The organism is Calothrix sp. CBUCES-K 9914, from assembly GCF_059640475.1.
Genome location: NZ_JBXXZH010000212.1, coordinates 1 through 16,358, shown reverse-complemented (window position 1 = coordinate 16,358; position 16,358 = coordinate 1). Strand labels below are relative to the sequence as shown.

The window sequence follows — 16,358 nt, the reverse complement described above, 5'->3', positions numbered from 1 at the left end:
TTGTATACTTCCATCGCGCGCGGGACATGTGGACCGTGACCTAAAATTAAATCGGCGCCTGCATCTACCATACTACGAGCAAATAGTATGGAGTTACCTCGGTTTTCTCCATAAAAATATTCGGTTGCGTTAGGAACGTTAAGTGCATCGCTTCCTTCGGCGCCAACGTGCATTGATATAATGACTATCTTGGCTTTTTGTCTTGCTTGGTTTACAAGTGCTTTGGCTTTTTGAATATCTTGAACTGTATTACAGTACTCGTAAAAACAAAATCCTATCCAAGCAACAGGAATGTTTTTAACCTTTGTGTAGAGAATCTGATTTTTGGTGCCTACCGTTTTCACACCAGCAGCATTTAAGCTGTTAACTGTATCAGAAAATCCTTTTGCACCAAAGTCCATCGCGTGGTTATTTGCAACACTCATCACATCAAAACCAACTTGCGAAAATAGAGTTGCATATTCTGGAGGAGAGCGGAAAGCAAACACCGCTCCTTTAGTTGTATCTTTGGTACTGTACGGATGGTTCGTTAAAGTACTTTCGTAGTTACCAAACAAAATATCTGAATTTTTCAGCTTGTTTCTAACTGGTTTTGGAAAAAGCTGGTTAGGATTTCTAGGAAGACGATAATCTGGGAAATTTGTTCCAGCGACAATATCTCCCACAGCTTTGATTGTTATATACTTTTGTTCTACTTTATCTGATGATTTTATGTTGCTGTTTATGTTAGTACCATCAGAGAGAGAAAAAGATGAGGTTAAGAGTGAAATAACAGCTAAACCTGTAAAGTGAATCAAATAATTTTGTTTAAATAAAGTCATAGATATACGCAGCTATAGCCAAGCTTCCCAATAGTCTCTAATTGTTTAAACACCCGTAATTTATTATTTTCCGGAATAATCAATGTAGAGACTATACATGTACAGTCTCCATGATTGTATTTATAAAATATTGCAATACGGTTGAGTGAAGATACGTATTCTATTTACTATGATTATAGAATAATACAGGAACTCTAAATTATTTAAAAAAATCTCATTATCTGTACGGTGGGCACTGCCCACCTTACTAGTAATATCATGTTTGGTTGTGGAGACTGTACATGTATAGTCTCTACATTTGAACGGATGAAAAATATAGACGGTGCAGTTGGCATTTCGGCGCCACTTCCGAATCGTAGCTATGTACTAAACCAAGACTATGCAGTTTGAATTTGATTAAGTTTGGTAATTTTACGTAGCTAGATGCAGTTGCAACCTGTTTCATTGCAGCTAATAACTCTGGTTGCTCAGTCAGAATAAGTAACTGGCGCCGTAAATAATCTTTATAAATTCCTGTATCTGTTGCGGCTGTTTGTAAAACTTGCGGTAAGTCAACATCACCACACGCTATATAAAAGAACCAAGCTTCTTAATTTCCTCGTAGCATCGTGTTTCTACAGGAGGACGGTTGATGGTATTTGAAGTCGCTTTTATTAAGGGAAAAAAAAGATATATTCAAAGCCCCCTAACTTGGGTAGTAGCAGTTTCATCTGAGAGTACATAAGTTTCGTATTGCTGCTGTTCAACTGTAATAGCTGGCATAATACTATTGACCAAAAAACGGATAACACTAAGGTCTCATAAAATGGTCAATTAAAATTTTCTTATATATTAGCAGGCTTTCTATGCCTGCTCCACAAGACAATAAGCAGCTTGGAAATGGTTTGAGTATGCTTGTAATAGAGGTGAAAGTATTACTAACGTTCATGTTAATAATTTTGAACTATACGGTTAAAAACGTTAAAATTTAAGCTTCTGCGAGATAATAACAAACAGATGTACTCCGAAGGAGGCAGATACACAAATGGCACCAGAAACCGCTGTAACTGAACAAACTGTAGAGGTTTTGCAAGAATCTGTGGACTGGCAACCACCCATGCCACCCACGGATTTGATATTTGACGACGGGGAACCCTTAGAAAGCAATCGCCATCGCATCGCCATGAACACCCTAATTCGATCATTGTTGCAGCTTTGGGCTGACCGCAATGATTTCTTCGCAGGGGGTAATATGTTTGTTTATTACAGCAGCACACAAGAAATGAATCGAGAGTTTAGAGGTCCTGATTTCTTCGTGACGCTTGACATTGACGGCACAAAAGAGCGTCAAGGTTGGGTGGTATGGCAAGAAAACGGGCGCTATCCAGATGTAATTGTCGAGTTGCTTTCTCAAACAACTGCAAAAGTAGATAAGGGTAAAAAGAAAGATATTTACGAAAAAGTTTTTCGTACACGTAACTACTTTATTTATGACCCGTTTGACACCAACTCACTTCAAGGATGGCGTTTGAATGCTTCTTTGAAATATGAACTAATTACACCTGATAGTCGAGGTTGGTTATGGAGCGAAGCTTTAGGACTATGGCTTGGCACACACCAAGGTACTATCGACCGAGAAACTGCTGACTGGCTACGCTTTTATGATGAAACTGGTAATTTAGTACTTTTATCAGAAGAAGCAGAAAAACAGCGCGCGGATGCTGAAACTCAAAGAGCAGAGGCTGAAGCTCAAAGAGCCGAGGCTGAACGTCAGCGTGCGGAACGTCTTGCTGCAAGATTACGGGAGCTTGGAGAAGATGTTTAGCTTTATAACTTAATCAAAATCCACCTAACCCTCTTCTCAAAGACTTTAGATGGAGCGAGAGTTAACAACCTGACAACAGGTAATTTGTTGCCAAATTATTCTCAGCAGTCGTTAATGGTGTAAGTCAAAGTACATAATCTGACGGGAAGCAGAGTACCCCAAAGTTTGCTGGAAGGAGTAAACCCTCCAGCAAATTCTCTCATGATAATGCATCCGGCGTTGCCTTAACTACTAATTCTATAGGTGTAGGAAGTTGCTGTTTGTGTTCCATCGGCATTTTACTCCAAGAGTAAAATACTTGGCTCCAAAGGCTGAACACTTCCCATACAGTGTGAGCATATATCCTAATCTATATATTGTTTTTTGTGTAGTTTCAGACGCGCGCAACGTTGAACTAAGAAGTCTTCTCGACTGTCAATCCTATTTCCTGCCCGTAGGATAGTTCAAGAGTATGACCATCTGGGTCTCGCACGAAAGCCCAATATCCAATCGGATACCCAGAATCTTTTTGTTCCTGAAGCAGAACTCCTTCCTGTCGTGCCCTATTACACAAAGCGTCCATATATTCACGACTCTTGCAACCAACCCCAAGATGTGCAAGGGGAGATAAAACGGGATGTACTGAATCTGTTTGAATGAGAACGATTACAAACGGACGGGTGAGGTCAGAAAGCCATGCAACAGCAACCCCAGCTTCTGCATCAATGCGACGATGAATAACCTGCATTTCAGCGTAGATAGAGTAGAATTCGACACTTCGCTCAACATCTGCGACGGGGAGCGCTATGTGAGTAAGTCCAGTATCAATCATTGCAGCATACCTCGCAACGGGATCAGGTCTCTTACCGTAGATAACGCAATTATATTGTTTGTTTGCAACCGGAGAGAGTTAAAAAATATAACTTTATAAACTTTCTATGGCTTCAAGCTGCCGTTGATACAACCTGCTCCTGTCAACACTATAACAACACATAAGCTAGCTTGGGTTCCTGAACTTAATTCTCTGGGCAAGTGATAATACATCCTTTTGGCCATATTGATAACAAATCCTCTCGCACCCAACCAGCTGCATTACTGGGGAATTTGACGCGATACCAACGAGATTTTCCATACTCTTTGTATGATTCCTCAACCGTTACCAAATCTCCAGAAAGTCCGTAATGCAAGATTTTACTCTGTAAGCTAGGCGCCGAGCGCACATTAACTTTGTCCCCACGATTTCCCGTTAACGTTGCATAACGCTTACTACTTGGCTTGAATGATACTAAATTGCTACGTATCCATCCATCTGGTGTTCCTTCGACTTCTGGTCGCACATAATACCAGTAATTGCCATCATTTCCCACTGTAATGTTTAAAACCTCTACATTACTGCCTGGTGATAATACTTCCAGTACGTTTGCCGTCAAAGAGGCGCCTGTTCGCAGATTGCTATCGGTAGTCAAAGTTGCCGGACGTGCCATACTAGGTAACTCCGCAGCTATCAATGTCCCAAAACTCAATAATGCCACCGACAACTTTGTCACTAAACCCATAACTTTTCCACTCATACAGTTAATAAATTGAGAATAAAATATAACTTAAGCCAGTTTTGCTTAAGTGTAAATACAGTGGCTATTGAAGATTTTCCGGAATTGCGAATTTAGTTTGAACAGTTTATTGCTGGCGCCTATAAAGATGAAGGACAGGCTAGAAGCCTATCCTACCGGGAAATACAATTTTGTAGTGAACTATGCTACAGTATTAACACACAAGATTAATGACTCTATGATTTTCCCACCCTGGTAAGCTCCTAGACAATTATTCAGCAAGCTATTCGCTTTACTTTTAAGGCGAAGATTTTGCTCATGGATCCCCCCTCCTTTGAACCAACGTTGTCTTTCATGAATGCGTTGGTATCAAATTTTGAGGATGGGAGAATTACAATATGCCATTCAATGGTAATAACAGAACTACTAGGAATGTAATTTTATTAACCTTCATTTTCCTAGTTATAGAATTATTAGACGAACTTGTTGATGGAGTGCGTGGCGCTGCATGGCCTTTAATTCGTAATGACTTGCATCTTTCTTATATACAAGTCGGGATGTTACTTACAATACCGAATACTATCAGTAGCTTTATAGAACCAATTCTCGGAATATTGGGAGATATTGGTTTTAGGCGCCAGCTTATCTTGAGTGGAGGTATAACTTTTGCTATTGCTTTGCTGATGGTTTCTTTTAGCCAGAACTTTCCACTGTTACTAGCAGCATTTATATTGTTTTATCCAGCTTCGGGCGCCTTTGTAAGTCTTGCCCAAGCGACTTTAATGGATATTGAACCTACACGACACGAGCAAAATATGGCACGTTGGACATTGGCTGGTTCTGTTGGAAATGTGATTGGACCTTTGATTTTGAGTTGTGCTGTAGCATTACATCAAAGTTGGCGAAGTGCGTTTTTAGTATTAGCAGTATTGACACTGTTAACATTGGGGGTGTTGTGGAATTCAATTACAACTTTGCCCGCATCCGAACAAGTTAATCAAACAACGCATAATTTTAATTCAGGGATACGCAATGCTCTTGAAGCTTTAAAGCAGTTTAAAGTCCTACGTTGGTTAACTTTGCTACAATTTTCTGATTTAATGTTGGATGTTCTACGTGGCTTTTTAGCACTATAGGTGTTGGTGGCGCCACTCGAATTTTGGTTGCTAGCATCCGTAGTGTAGATGATATTGTATTGCTTGCAACTCACGGATTGGATACATTTACGTTTTCGCCCCTCATAGCGGAGGCCTTTTTTGAGGTAACAGCGACAAATCAAGCTGCTACTGACTTTGAGCAAGCTGCTTTCAGGATGCTCCCGCCAAATTAATGCAGGAAGAGAGAATAAGGCACTAACTAAAATCCTACCTTTAATTTTGGGGTGTAGAAAAAACGAACCGCAAAGGACGCAAAGGACGCTAAGAAAGAATTAAGAAGAAAGAACACACCAAAACCATTGACACGAACCACTAGTTCGCTCTCAAACGGGGGCTATTAATTACCCTAGCCATTCTGGATTCTTCGCGGTACTGTCAAACTGGTTCGTTGTCTTAAATAACTCATATTGACCTTTTGATGACGCAGTGCGCGTTCTATTGAGCAGGTCTGTTACCTGTTTCTGGCTCATTGGCGCAAAGGTGCGGACTGCCTCGAATGCTTGCTCCAAAATATTCATACTCTCAATGCCAGTAATAACCGTTGAGGTAGGCAGGTTCATCGCGTAATGAAGGCACTCAATAGGTTTAACGGTATTGCTCTTAAGAATGGTTTGGTCGCCCATCGATTTCATTCCCAGTACCCCAATTTGATTCTTAACCAAAATAGGGAGAACCTGCTTCTCAAAGCTTCTAAAATGTGCGTCCATAACATTTAGCGGCATCTGCACAGCGTCGAAACGGAAGTTATTTTGAGCAGCAACTTCTAGCATCCTAAGATGAACTAATGGGTCTTTATGCCCAGTAAAACCAATGTAACGAATTTTACCTGCCTTCTGTGCTGCGATTACCGCTTCCATTGAGCCACCTGGAGAGAAGATGCGGTCGGGATCTTCCATGCGTATAACTTCATGATGTTGCATTAGGTCGATGTGGTCAGTTTGCAAGCGTCTGAGTGACTCGTCAATCTGCTTTGCTGCTGCCTCTTTGGTACGACCATCAATCTTCGTCATCAGAAAAACCTTTTTTCGGTATCCACCCTGTAAAGCTTTACCCATTCGGATTTCGCTACCCCCATTGTGGTAATCCCATGAGTTATCCATGAAATTGATACCGCGATCTATTGCCATGTGAATAAGCCGAATTGCTTCAAGCTCATCCTTTGGTCGCCCGATGTGATGTCCCCCTAACCCAATAACAGAGATTTTTTCTCCAGTACGCCCCAGATTTCTGTATAACATTTCTCCTTTTTTGATCTGGGCGCCGTCCTTCGGTTGATTTTGAGCCAATACTGGTTTGAGAAGCTCAGACGAACCCGCTAGTCCTGCTGCAATTAAACCCGACGTAGAAACAACTCTTAATAAATCTCGCCTGCCGATATCCATAAAAGCTCCGAACAAACCTCGCTTGCTTTTATAACGTTGCATTTCCACAGGCTTTATTACATCTAACTATTGAAATATAAGCGTAGTTGTCCTTGATAGATATAGCCTTTTTACCTGTGAAGGGAAATTTAAATGTTATCCGATATATCTGAGCGAGTCAAGATTTGGCTATCAAGGCTCAAGAAACACTGGGTAACTGTCTAGGTTTTGTGCGTCAAACGTTCGATGGTCTTATTGAGATAGGGCAAGAATTACAACTAATTTATGAATGCTGTATCGCATCGTGTTCAAATGGTAAGAAGGTTTTCAAGCAATGGCTCGACAGTAAAAACTTTGGCGCCTCTAGCTATATTGCCAAAAGTGCGATGCAGCTATATAACTGGTTTAAAAATTTAAATCCAAGAATACAACGATTAATCCGTGAGAACGTCCAAGATTGGAAGGTTTCAGCATTACGTCATTTAAAACATTTGACCGATGAATTGCTCGAAGTTGTAGTGACTTCAGGTAAAAAGACTGCTGCACAAGTCAAAGCAATTTCCGGTAGAGTTTGTCAAACACAAGCTCCTAAAAAGATTACCCCAGAAGCAAACCACTCGATAGAAAATTCTACCGACACAAAAATGTTTACTGCTGCTGAAGTCGAAATTATAAAGGCAGAAGCAATTAAACAGTACAAGAGCGAGAAAGCAGAAGAAGAACAAGGAAAATTTGTAGAAATACGGGATGCTGCACTTTTATCAGCTAAAAAAGAAATCATTGCTTATGAGCAACACATACAAAACATGGCATTAAAGGTATCTAACCTAACTGAGCAATTGAACGCTAAAGAACGTGAAATTAAACTAAACACCGCGTTTTGCTCTTCTGTCATCTTTATTACATAGAGATAATTGGAAATTGGGCTTGCGTGTAACATCAAAAAATACTGAGACTGTGTGTGTAGAGACGCGATTAATCGCGTCTCTACGTATCTCTGTGGTAAAAAGAATTAAGTGACTGCACAGGCAGGGATGCCTGTGCTACGGTTGTTACCTGTGATGTTATGGCAAGTTTGATAAAAATCGTGCTAGCTTATGTGCTGATGTAGTCTTTATATTAGAACAGGTAGAAATTTGATTCGGCACTGCACTTAATGGATAACCACTTATTACAAGAGCAAGGTCTAACGGAGGAAGAAGCTCAAAAGCGTCGTGCAGAAGGTCTTGGCAACAATGTGTTTCTGCAAACGAGCCGTTCGTACCGCCAGATTATAAACGAGAATGTATTTAATTTTATTAATATCGTTTTCTTCGCGATTAGCGCTGTAATGATTGTACTACGGCGTTATAGCGATGCCTTTCTTGTCGTAGTAATTATTTTAAGCGGTGTTATTATCGCTGTTTGTCAGGAAATATGGGCAAAGCGTAAGTTAGACGAAATTGCTTTACTCAACCGTCCTAAGACTACTGTAATCCGTGAAGGTAATAAACATGACATCAACCCCGCAGATATTGTTCAAGGAGATATTATTGTCCTTGCTGCTGGCGATCAAATTTTGGTTGACGGTGTTGTTGTTGGTGATGGTCGTATCGATGTTGATGAGTCTTTGTTAACAGGTGAATCAGATTTGATATCTAAAGTCACTGGGGATGCTGTTTTCTCTGGTACTATTTGCGTTAACGGCGCCGCTTATTTTGAAGCTGTGAAAGTAGGCGCCGAAACCGTAGCATATAAACTGATGACAGGAGCGCGCGCGTTTCGTCACGTTTACACACCGCTACAGCAAGAAATTAATTTAATTATTCGCATATTATTACTGCTAGCCTGCTATTTATGGATTTTAGTCGGTATTAGCTTTACCAGTCGCTCTTATTCTTTAGCTGATATTGTTCAACATGCTGCAGTTGTCGCTGGTTTAGTTCCAAGTGGCTTACTAATCGCGATTACTTTGGCTTATGGTACAGCGGCAGTTAGAATGTTAGGACAAGATGTATTAATTCAACAAGCAAATGCAGTAGAATCACTTAGCCATGTCAACGTACTTTGTTTAGATAAAACAGGTACATTAACAAGTAATCAAATAGAGTTACAGCGAGTTTTGCCGATTGGTATTTACGAAACTGAACTGAGGCAAAAATTAGGAGATTATGTAGCCAATACAACGGCGCCTAATCGTACCAGTGAGGCAATTGAGTCATCTTGCAGCAGTAAAAAACGTTCTACTTTATCAGAAATACCTTTTTCTAGCGCGCGTAAGTGGAGTGCTATCTGTTTCGACGATTCTCCAAACCCTGGTACTTATATTTTAGGGGCGCCGGAAATATTAGCCGCATCATTATCACTACCAGAATCAATAAATAATTACATCCAAGAAAGTTTTGACCAAGGGTTACGAGTACTATTGTTCGCATATACTCAAAATCTTGATGTAATTAACCCAGAACCAGAAAAAATAGCTTTGCCAAGCGAACTTACACCTCTGGGTGTTATCGTCTTTAGTGACAAACTACGTCCCCAAGCAGCTGAAACACTACATTCATTCAATAAAGCAGGTATAAAACTCAAAATTATTTCTGGAGACAATCCAGATACAGTAGCAGCGCTAGCCAAACAAGCTGGGTTGAGTGAAGATATTAATGTGATATCAGGCTTAGAGTTAGCCCAAATGGATGATGCACAATTTGGTGCTGCTTCCGAGTTTTGCACTGTCTTTGGTCGTATTACCCCTGAGCAAAAAGCCAAACTTGTACAAATACTACGTCTACAAGGTAATTATGTTGCCATGATTGGTGATGGTGTCAACGACGTTCTCTCTCTCAAACAAGCTTCTTTGGCAATATCAATGGAAAGTGGGTCAAAAGCAACTCGTAGCGTTGCCGATATTATTTTGCTCAAAGATTCATTTTCCGCACTCCCGTTTGCTTTCTTAGAAGGTCAAAGAATTCGTAACGGTATTCGTGACTCGCTAGCATTATTTATAGTTCGGGTATTTTGTGTCGCACTGCTAATTTTCTCTACAGGTATGGTAGCCAATAGCTTCCCACTAGTAAATAAACACAGCGCACTATTAGCAATGTTTGGAGTCGGTTTACCAACAGCAGTATTTCCTATTTGGGCAAAACCGGGAGAAACAACAAAACACAGCAGCATGGTTCGTTCGTTAATGCATTTTACAATTCCTGCCACATTAACAATGACACTAGTTGCACTGCTGGTTTTCTTACTTTATCTCGTGAGAGCAGTTTTAGATTTACCACCAGGTCAAGACATTAATGACGTTGACTATACACTTCCACGTACAGCTTTAGTAAGTACTTTGGTTTTGTGTCATTTATTTCTACTTCCTTTCCTCAAACCTCCAGCAAGAATTTGGGTTGCCGCCGAACCTTTAAGTAATGATTGGCGTTATACTATTGCTGCATCGATACTATTTGTAATATACATGATAGTGTTGACGCTGCCACCATTACGTCAATTCTTTGAACTAGCAGTACTAACCTGGCAAGATTGTTTATTTTTAGTTTTAGTTGCATTCGAGTGGTGTTTTATACTGAGAGCAGTATGGCGTTCTAAATTTTTCAACCGTTTTCTAGGAGTCGATTTAAGTTAACCGGGTGAGTTATGAAAGAAGAATCAAAAGATGTCATGCATGATAACCCGGTACGAATATGGGAATTACTTTTAATTCTGCTTGGAGCATTTGGGTTAGTCGGTACTGCTTTAGTTGGAGTAGCAAACAAAACGCTGACTAATGTACTAACTCCAGCTAGAGCAGAAGCAATAGCTCAAAGCTTATTCGAGTATCAAATACCGGGTGGTTCTAAAGGAGTCGCAGGTTTAAATTTCGGCGCCAAAAATATTGCTATCATCACAAGTAAGAATAATCCACCGGACGTGACACTCTTCGTAAGTAAAGTACCCGAAGTACAAACACCGGATGAAGACTCAGTAAATCTTGGTGATACACTTCAGGAAATCTTTCAAGGTGATTTTATTCCAACCGAGTTCATAAAAGAGAATAATCAACTGTGCGGTAAAGCTGTAGAAGTTGTGATTCAAAATGGTAAACAGATATTTGATGAAAAAACTCCACCAGTTCCCGCTATTCGTTATCTCGCAAAAATTACAGAAAACGGTGTCGAAAGAAACGTCAGTATCATTACCAACGGAGAAAATGCCCAAGACAAAGCAGCAAAAGTCTTTAACTCCTTACGATGTCGCTTTGAACCATAAGATAGAGTGCTGAGTGCTGAGTGCTGAGTGAGTTTTACGACTCTTAACTTTTAACTCAGCACTCAGCACTTTCTACTCATTCTTGATGAGGGGTGTTTACCCTCTTCACATGCTCAATATCTAAAACGTAATATTTATACTCTATAAAAAAAATCAGCATTTAAAAGCTAACGTGCGCTCTGACATCCATCTAGTTAGCAAAGCAAAATCAATATATACCAGCACTTTCAAGAATACCCGACTCAGTTTTGGTCAATAACTAAGTATCTATACTTAGAATTGTTTACCAAATCTTAACCTAAGTTTACTGAAATTTTAACTTCAAAGCTGTTAACTTATTACTAATTCACTTTTTGCTGCAACATTTGAACCCCCGCGCGCTCCCGAAATTTACGGGTGTGTCGGGGGATTATTTTTTGGGGAAGAGGTAAAAACCTGAAGTTTGTTTTATATTTTTGTTTTCCCCAAAATACAGTGCCTTGTAGTTATGAACAGCGACACAAGTCTTTTTGATACCATTAAATCGTTTTTAATTACGGAAGTTGATAAAAATGCTAATGCTATCGATAGTGATGAGTTAGAACTTTTTCGCACGTTGCAAAAACTGGGAAACTTAGATTTACTCGCGCTGCGTTTACCTCGTTCTTGGGGTGGAAGGGAGGTCTCTGAAGTTGAGTATGGTGAGTTTCAGGAACTTGTTGCCCGTTATAGTGGCGCCTTAGCTTTTTTACAAACTCAGCATCAAAGTGCTGTAGGGATGTTAGTGAGCAGTACGTCGAGGAAGTTACAAGAAAAGTATTTGCCGCGTGTGGGTAGGGGTGAGGTTTTATTAGGTGTGGGTTTTTCACAGTTACGACGCGCGGGTAAACCTTTAATTACTGCTATAAGCGTTGAGGGTGGATATGTTTTAAATGGGGTGGTTCCTTGGGTGACGGGGTGGGGTGTTTTTCACGAGTTTATTGTGGCTGCGACGTTGGATGATGGAAGTGCTTTGTTTGGTATGGCGCCTTTTATGGAAGAGAGTGAACCACAAAGGCACAAAGGACACAAAGAAAGAGAAGAAGAGGGATTTATTCGTTTTGGTGCAGTTGCGGATTTGGCTGCTATGCCATCTACTAATACTGTGGAGGTTGTTTTTAGTAATTGGTTTTTACCATCGGAATGTGTGGTGTTTATTAAGCCTCCTGGTTGGATTCATAAACAAGATGAAAGTAATGTTTTAAAGTCTACTTTTTTAGCTACTGGGTGCGCGCTTGCTGGTTTGGATATTATTGAAGCAGAGGCACACAAGAAAAATCTTCCGTTTATTACAAATGCTTATGTTTCGTTACAGAATGAGTTGAATAATTGTCGTGCTGCTATTCGCAATGCTTTGGTTGGTGAAGATATTGGTTTTGCACAAAAGTTAGATTTACGCACGTGGGCAATTGAATTAACTACGCGCGTTGCTCATGCTGCCGTTACCGTTTCTAGCGGCGCCGCTAATTATAAGTATCATAATGCCCAACGTGTCTATAGAGAAGCGCTAGTAGTGACTGTTACTGGACAGACGCGCGCGATCATGGCAGCAACTTTAGAAAAATTAACACAAACAAGACATGTAGCACAGGCATCTTGCCTGTGTAGTAATAAAGTAAATTTGTGTAGTAATAATCAAACGGACAGGCAAGATGCCTATCCTACGGGACAAAATAATATAATTCATCTAAGTCATGTTATTGATAGCAATATTCCACAGTGGCAAGATGACCCACCTGTGAAATTTACAAAAGTCGCTGAAATTGAAACACACGGTTATTTTTTACGCGAGTTAACAATTGGAGAACACAGCGCTACTCACATCAATGCTCCAATTAGTTTTTACCAAGACGGCGCCAGTATTGACCAAATTAAACCAGAGTCTTTAGTTGTTTCAGCAGTTGTAATTGATATCAGTATGCAAGCGAAAATAAACCCTGATTATACACTCAATGTTACTGATATCTATGCTTGGGAACAACAGCACGGTGAAATATCTAACGACTGCCTTGTGCTATTGAATACGGGATGGTCAGAAAAATGGCATGATGCTGGCGCCTTTATGGCTGTTGACGCAAACGTAAGGATGCATTTTCCTGGTTTTGGTGCCGAAGCGACAAAGTTCTTACTTAGAGAGCGTCAAATAGCGGGAGTAGGAATTGATACACATGGCGTTGATGGTGGTCTTGATACGACGTTTACTATTAATCGGATGGTTTTAGAACAACCTCGTATTGTTTTAGAAAATTTGACAAACTTAGATAAATTACCACCGCGCGGATTTAAGATTGTGGTGGTGGTGCCTTTATTATTGCATAAAGGTTCAGGTTCTCCAGTTGGAGTTCTTGCATTACTACCATAAAAAAGCTGTCTTGGTCGAAGCGCCAGTGTTTATGTACTAAATGCAATCATTTTCACGCGCGTTATAAGGTTGCCGTTTTTTCACTGCATAAGTTGATTTATGCCACACCTAATTAAACGTGTAGAAGAAGAAATTACTTCTTGTAAAAGAAACTTTACGTTTATCATTAGGAAAAAATCATGAACGCTCTTGAATTACAACAGTTAAAAGAAGAAATCACACAAAAAATGATTGATGGCTTACAAAATCAGAATTTTGACAAGCTTCTTGAGAAATATGATGTATTAAGTCAAGCCAAGCTGAAGTTTCAGTTTTCTCTTGACGTTGAGACACTTGAATCAAGCAATGTTAAAGATATTCCAAACGAAGACGAAATGCTATGTACATGGGGGTGGTGCATACCTTGTCCAGCAGACCCTAATCTAACTGGGTGCCGTTGTTGTTCTTAATTTAATTTTATACAATAACATTGCTTTTCCGACGTTATAACTACAATTGCATTTAAATTTCGATTTGATGTAGCCTATTTACTATAGTGCTACATTTTTTGTGGGTAAGTATGTTGTTGAGTCAATTTAAACGATTCGGAATTGGCATTGTAATTACATGTTGTTTTACTAACAATGCTGTTGCCCAAATCAAGCCCGATACAACTTTACCAATTAATTCTAATGTTACAGAATTCTCAAATACTACAGTAATTAGGAGTGGAACCCAAGCTGGGAGCAATCTTTTTCATAGCTTTGAACAATTTTCTGTACTCAATGGACAAACTGCTTATTTTGCAAACTCTACAGATATTCAAAACATTATTAGTCGAGTCACAGGTAAACAAGCATCTAATATTGATGGAACTATTCGCACTAGTGGCGCCGCTAATCTGTTTTTTATTAATCCAAATGGTATTATTTTTGGTAATAATGCTTCATTAAATATTGGTGGTTCGTTTCTAGCAAGTACTGCCAGCAGCCTTAAGTTTGCTGATGGTACAATTTATAGTGCAACACTTCCTCACTCCCTACCATTACTTACTGTTAGCACTCCAACAGGGTTGCAATTTGGAACTACTGCTTCACCTATTCGCGTCACATCTCAAGGTAGTATGGACGATGTAAATATTCTCACTGGTGCCCCTGTTGGTTTAAAAGTGCCGGACGGCAAAACTTTATCACTTATTAGTGGTAATTTGGTACTTGAAGGTGGACATTTAACAGCACCTGGAGGAAAAATCGAGCTAATAAGTGTTGCAGGTAATAGTTCAGTTAATTTAAATTCCACATCCCAAGTCTGGACTTTAGATAATTCTAATGCCCAAAATTTGCAAGATATTAAATTACAACAGAGAAATGTTGATGCTGAAGGAGTTAGTTCGATTGTAGATACTAGTAGTAACAATGGTAGTGGTAGTATTTATGTACAAGGTCGGATTGTGGAATTAAGCGGTAGGTTAGTAAGCTTACAAGCTCTAAATGCAGGCTCTATAGATGGTCAAGGAATAACTATTAACGCACAAAAATTAATTGTACGTAATGGTGCCCAAATATCTACTTCTACTCTTGGCGCAGGTGCTGCGGGAGATATACAAGCAAATATCTCCGACTCTGTAGAATTAAGTGACAATTCAAAGTTGTATTTGAATGATAAGACTTTATATACTAGCTTATCTAGCACAACTTATGCAAGTGGAAGAGCAGGCAATATCACAATTAATACTAAAAATTTGTCTATTCAAGGGGCACAGATATCTACAGGGTCTGAAGGAATAAAATTACTATCATTAAATCAATATATACCAGCTACAGGAGCAGGTGGAGATTTGACTATAAATGCTTTGAACTCGGTAGAAATAATCGGAAAAACAGATAATAATTCTAATATAGGTTTATTTGCTGGAACTCTAGGTTCCGGTTCTTCTGGAAGCTTGAAATTGACTACTGGAACATTAATTATTCGTTCGGGTGGGGCAGTAACTGTCAGTAGCAAAATTCCATTTGCTCCAATAGATATTAGAGGTACTACTAAATTAGGTGCTGCAGGCAATCTGAATGTACAAGCTGACAACATTGTTCTAGATAATCAGGCAAACATTGTATCACAAACAGACTTAGGTCGCGGTGGAAATATTAATTTACAGGTACGTGACTTATTACTAATGCGTAGAGGTAGTCAAATATCAGCATCGGCAGGTAAGTTAGAGACTCCTGGCGATGGTGGCAATATTACTATTGATATCCCTACTGGTTTTATTGTGGCGCCACCTTTAGAAAAAAATGATATTACTGCCAATGCTTATAGTGGTAGGGGTGGCAAAGTTGAAATTAATGCGGTTAGTCTTTTTGGTATTGTGCCCCTTAGTCGAGAAGAATTAGCCAAACAATTAGGAATTAACGATACAAACCCAAGTTTACTTGACCCTGATTCGCTATCAATAAGTGCTATCACGGCTATTTCCCAGGAAAACCCAACATTGAATGGCGTTGTAAATATTAATACTATAGATAATAATATTAACCGCATACCTATTAATTTACCAACCCAGTTAGTTGAGCAGAAAGTTGTTACTAGGTGTAGACCTGATGTAGAAACAGGTCAAAGCCAATTTATAATTACCGGACGTGGTGGTTTACCTGCTAGCCCTTTTAACCTAATTACAACTAATGCTACTTTAGAACGTGATTGGATTTCAATTAATAGAAGTAATGCTAAACACCCTGGAGATTTTCCACCACTACGCGCGCTCGGAGTAAACGTAGATTCAAAGCACGGTTATCCTTCGAGAATTGTGGAAGCGCAAAGTTTGGTGCGTTCTTCTAAAGGTGATTTATACTTGGTTGCTAAAATACCTGTAATGACGAATTATACCCCCTCTGGAGAATGCAGTGTTCCAAATTAGCTGTTCAGATTCCCAACCACGTAGAGACAAGGGTTTAATCGCGTCTCTACCACCAATTTATTATGGTTTTTAATCATAACCGGGTATGAACGCTAGTAAATAATATTACATAAAGTAATACATACGCAATATATACTTTAGTATAATTCTTTCAAGATTACGAAAAATAGTATACTG

At 39.5% G+C, this 16,358-nt stretch carries 13 protein-coding genes; 8 read left to right on the top strand and 5 right to left on the bottom strand.

The annotated features are described in order from the left end of the window. A partial coding sequence (locus tag AC2JBO_RS33450; RefSeq protein ID WP_496957946.1) for a CapA family protein occupies positions 1–821 on the bottom strand: 821 nt, incomplete at its 3' end. Positions 822–1,113: 292 nt separating this feature from the next. Further along, the gene (locus AC2JBO_RS33445; protein WP_496957948.1) at positions 1,114–1,392 is read right to left on the bottom strand and encodes an AAA-like domain-containing protein; all 279 of its coding nucleotides are present in this window, start codon (positions 1,390–1,392) and stop codon (positions 1,114–1,116) included. Positions 1,393–1,845: 453 nt separating this feature from the next. Here AC2JBO_RS33445 and AC2JBO_RS33440 point away from each other — a divergent pair, with 453 nt between their 5' ends. After that, positions 1,846–2,625, top strand: coding sequence for a Uma2 family endonuclease (locus tag AC2JBO_RS33440; protein ID WP_496957945.1), 780 nt, complete (start codon positions 1,846–1,848; stop codon positions 2,623–2,625). 394 nt (positions 2,626–3,019) lie between these two features. Here AC2JBO_RS33440 and AC2JBO_RS33435 read toward each other — a convergent pair whose 3' ends face one another. Both AC2JBO_RS33435 and AC2JBO_RS33430 read right to left on the bottom strand, forming a co-directional pair. After that, a complete protein-coding gene (locus AC2JBO_RS33435; protein ID WP_496957944.1) occupies positions 3,020–3,436 on the bottom strand; it encodes a VOC family protein in 417 nt (138 codons plus the stop codon). Between the two features lie 184 nt (positions 3,437–3,620). Next, on the bottom strand, positions 3,621–4,175 hold the full coding sequence (locus tag AC2JBO_RS33430; RefSeq protein ID WP_496957943.1) for an SH3 domain-containing protein: 555 nt from the start codon (positions 4,173–4,175) through the stop codon (positions 3,621–3,623). 377 nt (positions 4,176–4,552) lie between these two features. On the opposite strand from AC2JBO_RS33430, the gene AC2JBO_RS33425 reads away from it, so the two are divergent. Beyond that, positions 4,553–5,290 carry an MFS transporter gene (locus AC2JBO_RS33425; protein ID WP_496957942.1) on the top strand — a complete coding sequence of 246 codons (738 nt, stop codon included), beginning with the start codon at positions 4,553–4,555 and terminating at the stop codon, positions 5,288–5,290. A 362-nt stretch (positions 5,291–5,652) separates the two neighbouring features. Here AC2JBO_RS33425 and AC2JBO_RS33420 read toward each other — a convergent pair whose 3' ends face one another. After that, a complete protein-coding gene (locus tag AC2JBO_RS33420; protein WP_496957947.1) occupies positions 5,653–6,693 on the bottom strand; it encodes an aldo/keto reductase in 1,041 nt (346 codons plus the stop codon). Positions 6,694–6,857: 164 nt separating this feature from the next. Between AC2JBO_RS33420 and AC2JBO_RS33415 the strand changes: the two genes are divergently transcribed. From AC2JBO_RS33415 to AC2JBO_RS33390, 6 genes are all read left to right on the top strand, one after another. Next, positions 6,858–7,580, top strand: a complete 723-nt coding sequence (locus tag AC2JBO_RS33415; RefSeq protein ID WP_496957941.1) for a thioredoxin domain-containing protein — start codon at positions 6,858–6,860, stop codon at positions 7,578–7,580. A gap of 248 nt (positions 7,581–7,828) precedes the next feature. Next, a complete protein-coding gene (locus tag AC2JBO_RS33410; protein WP_496957940.1) occupies positions 7,829–10,285 on the top strand; it encodes an HAD-IC family P-type ATPase in 2,457 nt (818 codons plus the stop codon). A gap of 11 nt (positions 10,286–10,296) precedes the next feature. Further along, positions 10,297–10,908 carry a hypothetical protein gene (locus tag AC2JBO_RS33405; protein WP_496957939.1) on the top strand — a complete coding sequence of 204 codons (612 nt, stop codon included), beginning with the start codon at positions 10,297–10,299 and terminating at the stop codon, positions 10,906–10,908. 487 nt (positions 10,909–11,395) lie between these two features. Next, a complete protein-coding gene (locus AC2JBO_RS33400; RefSeq protein ID WP_496957938.1) occupies positions 11,396–13,288 on the top strand; it encodes a cyclase family protein in 1,893 nt (630 codons plus the stop codon). Positions 13,289–13,467: 179 nt separating this feature from the next. Beyond that, positions 13,468–13,737 (top strand): hypothetical protein, encoded by a 270-nt coding sequence (locus AC2JBO_RS33395; protein ID WP_496957937.1) that lies wholly within the window; start codon positions 13,468–13,470, stop codon positions 13,735–13,737. Between the two features lie 110 nt (positions 13,738–13,847). After that, positions 13,848–16,181, top strand: a complete 2,334-nt coding sequence (locus tag AC2JBO_RS33390) for a two-partner secretion domain-containing protein (RefSeq protein ID WP_496957936.1) — start codon at positions 13,848–13,850, stop codon at positions 16,179–16,181. Positions 16,182–16,358 lie beyond the last annotated feature (177 nt).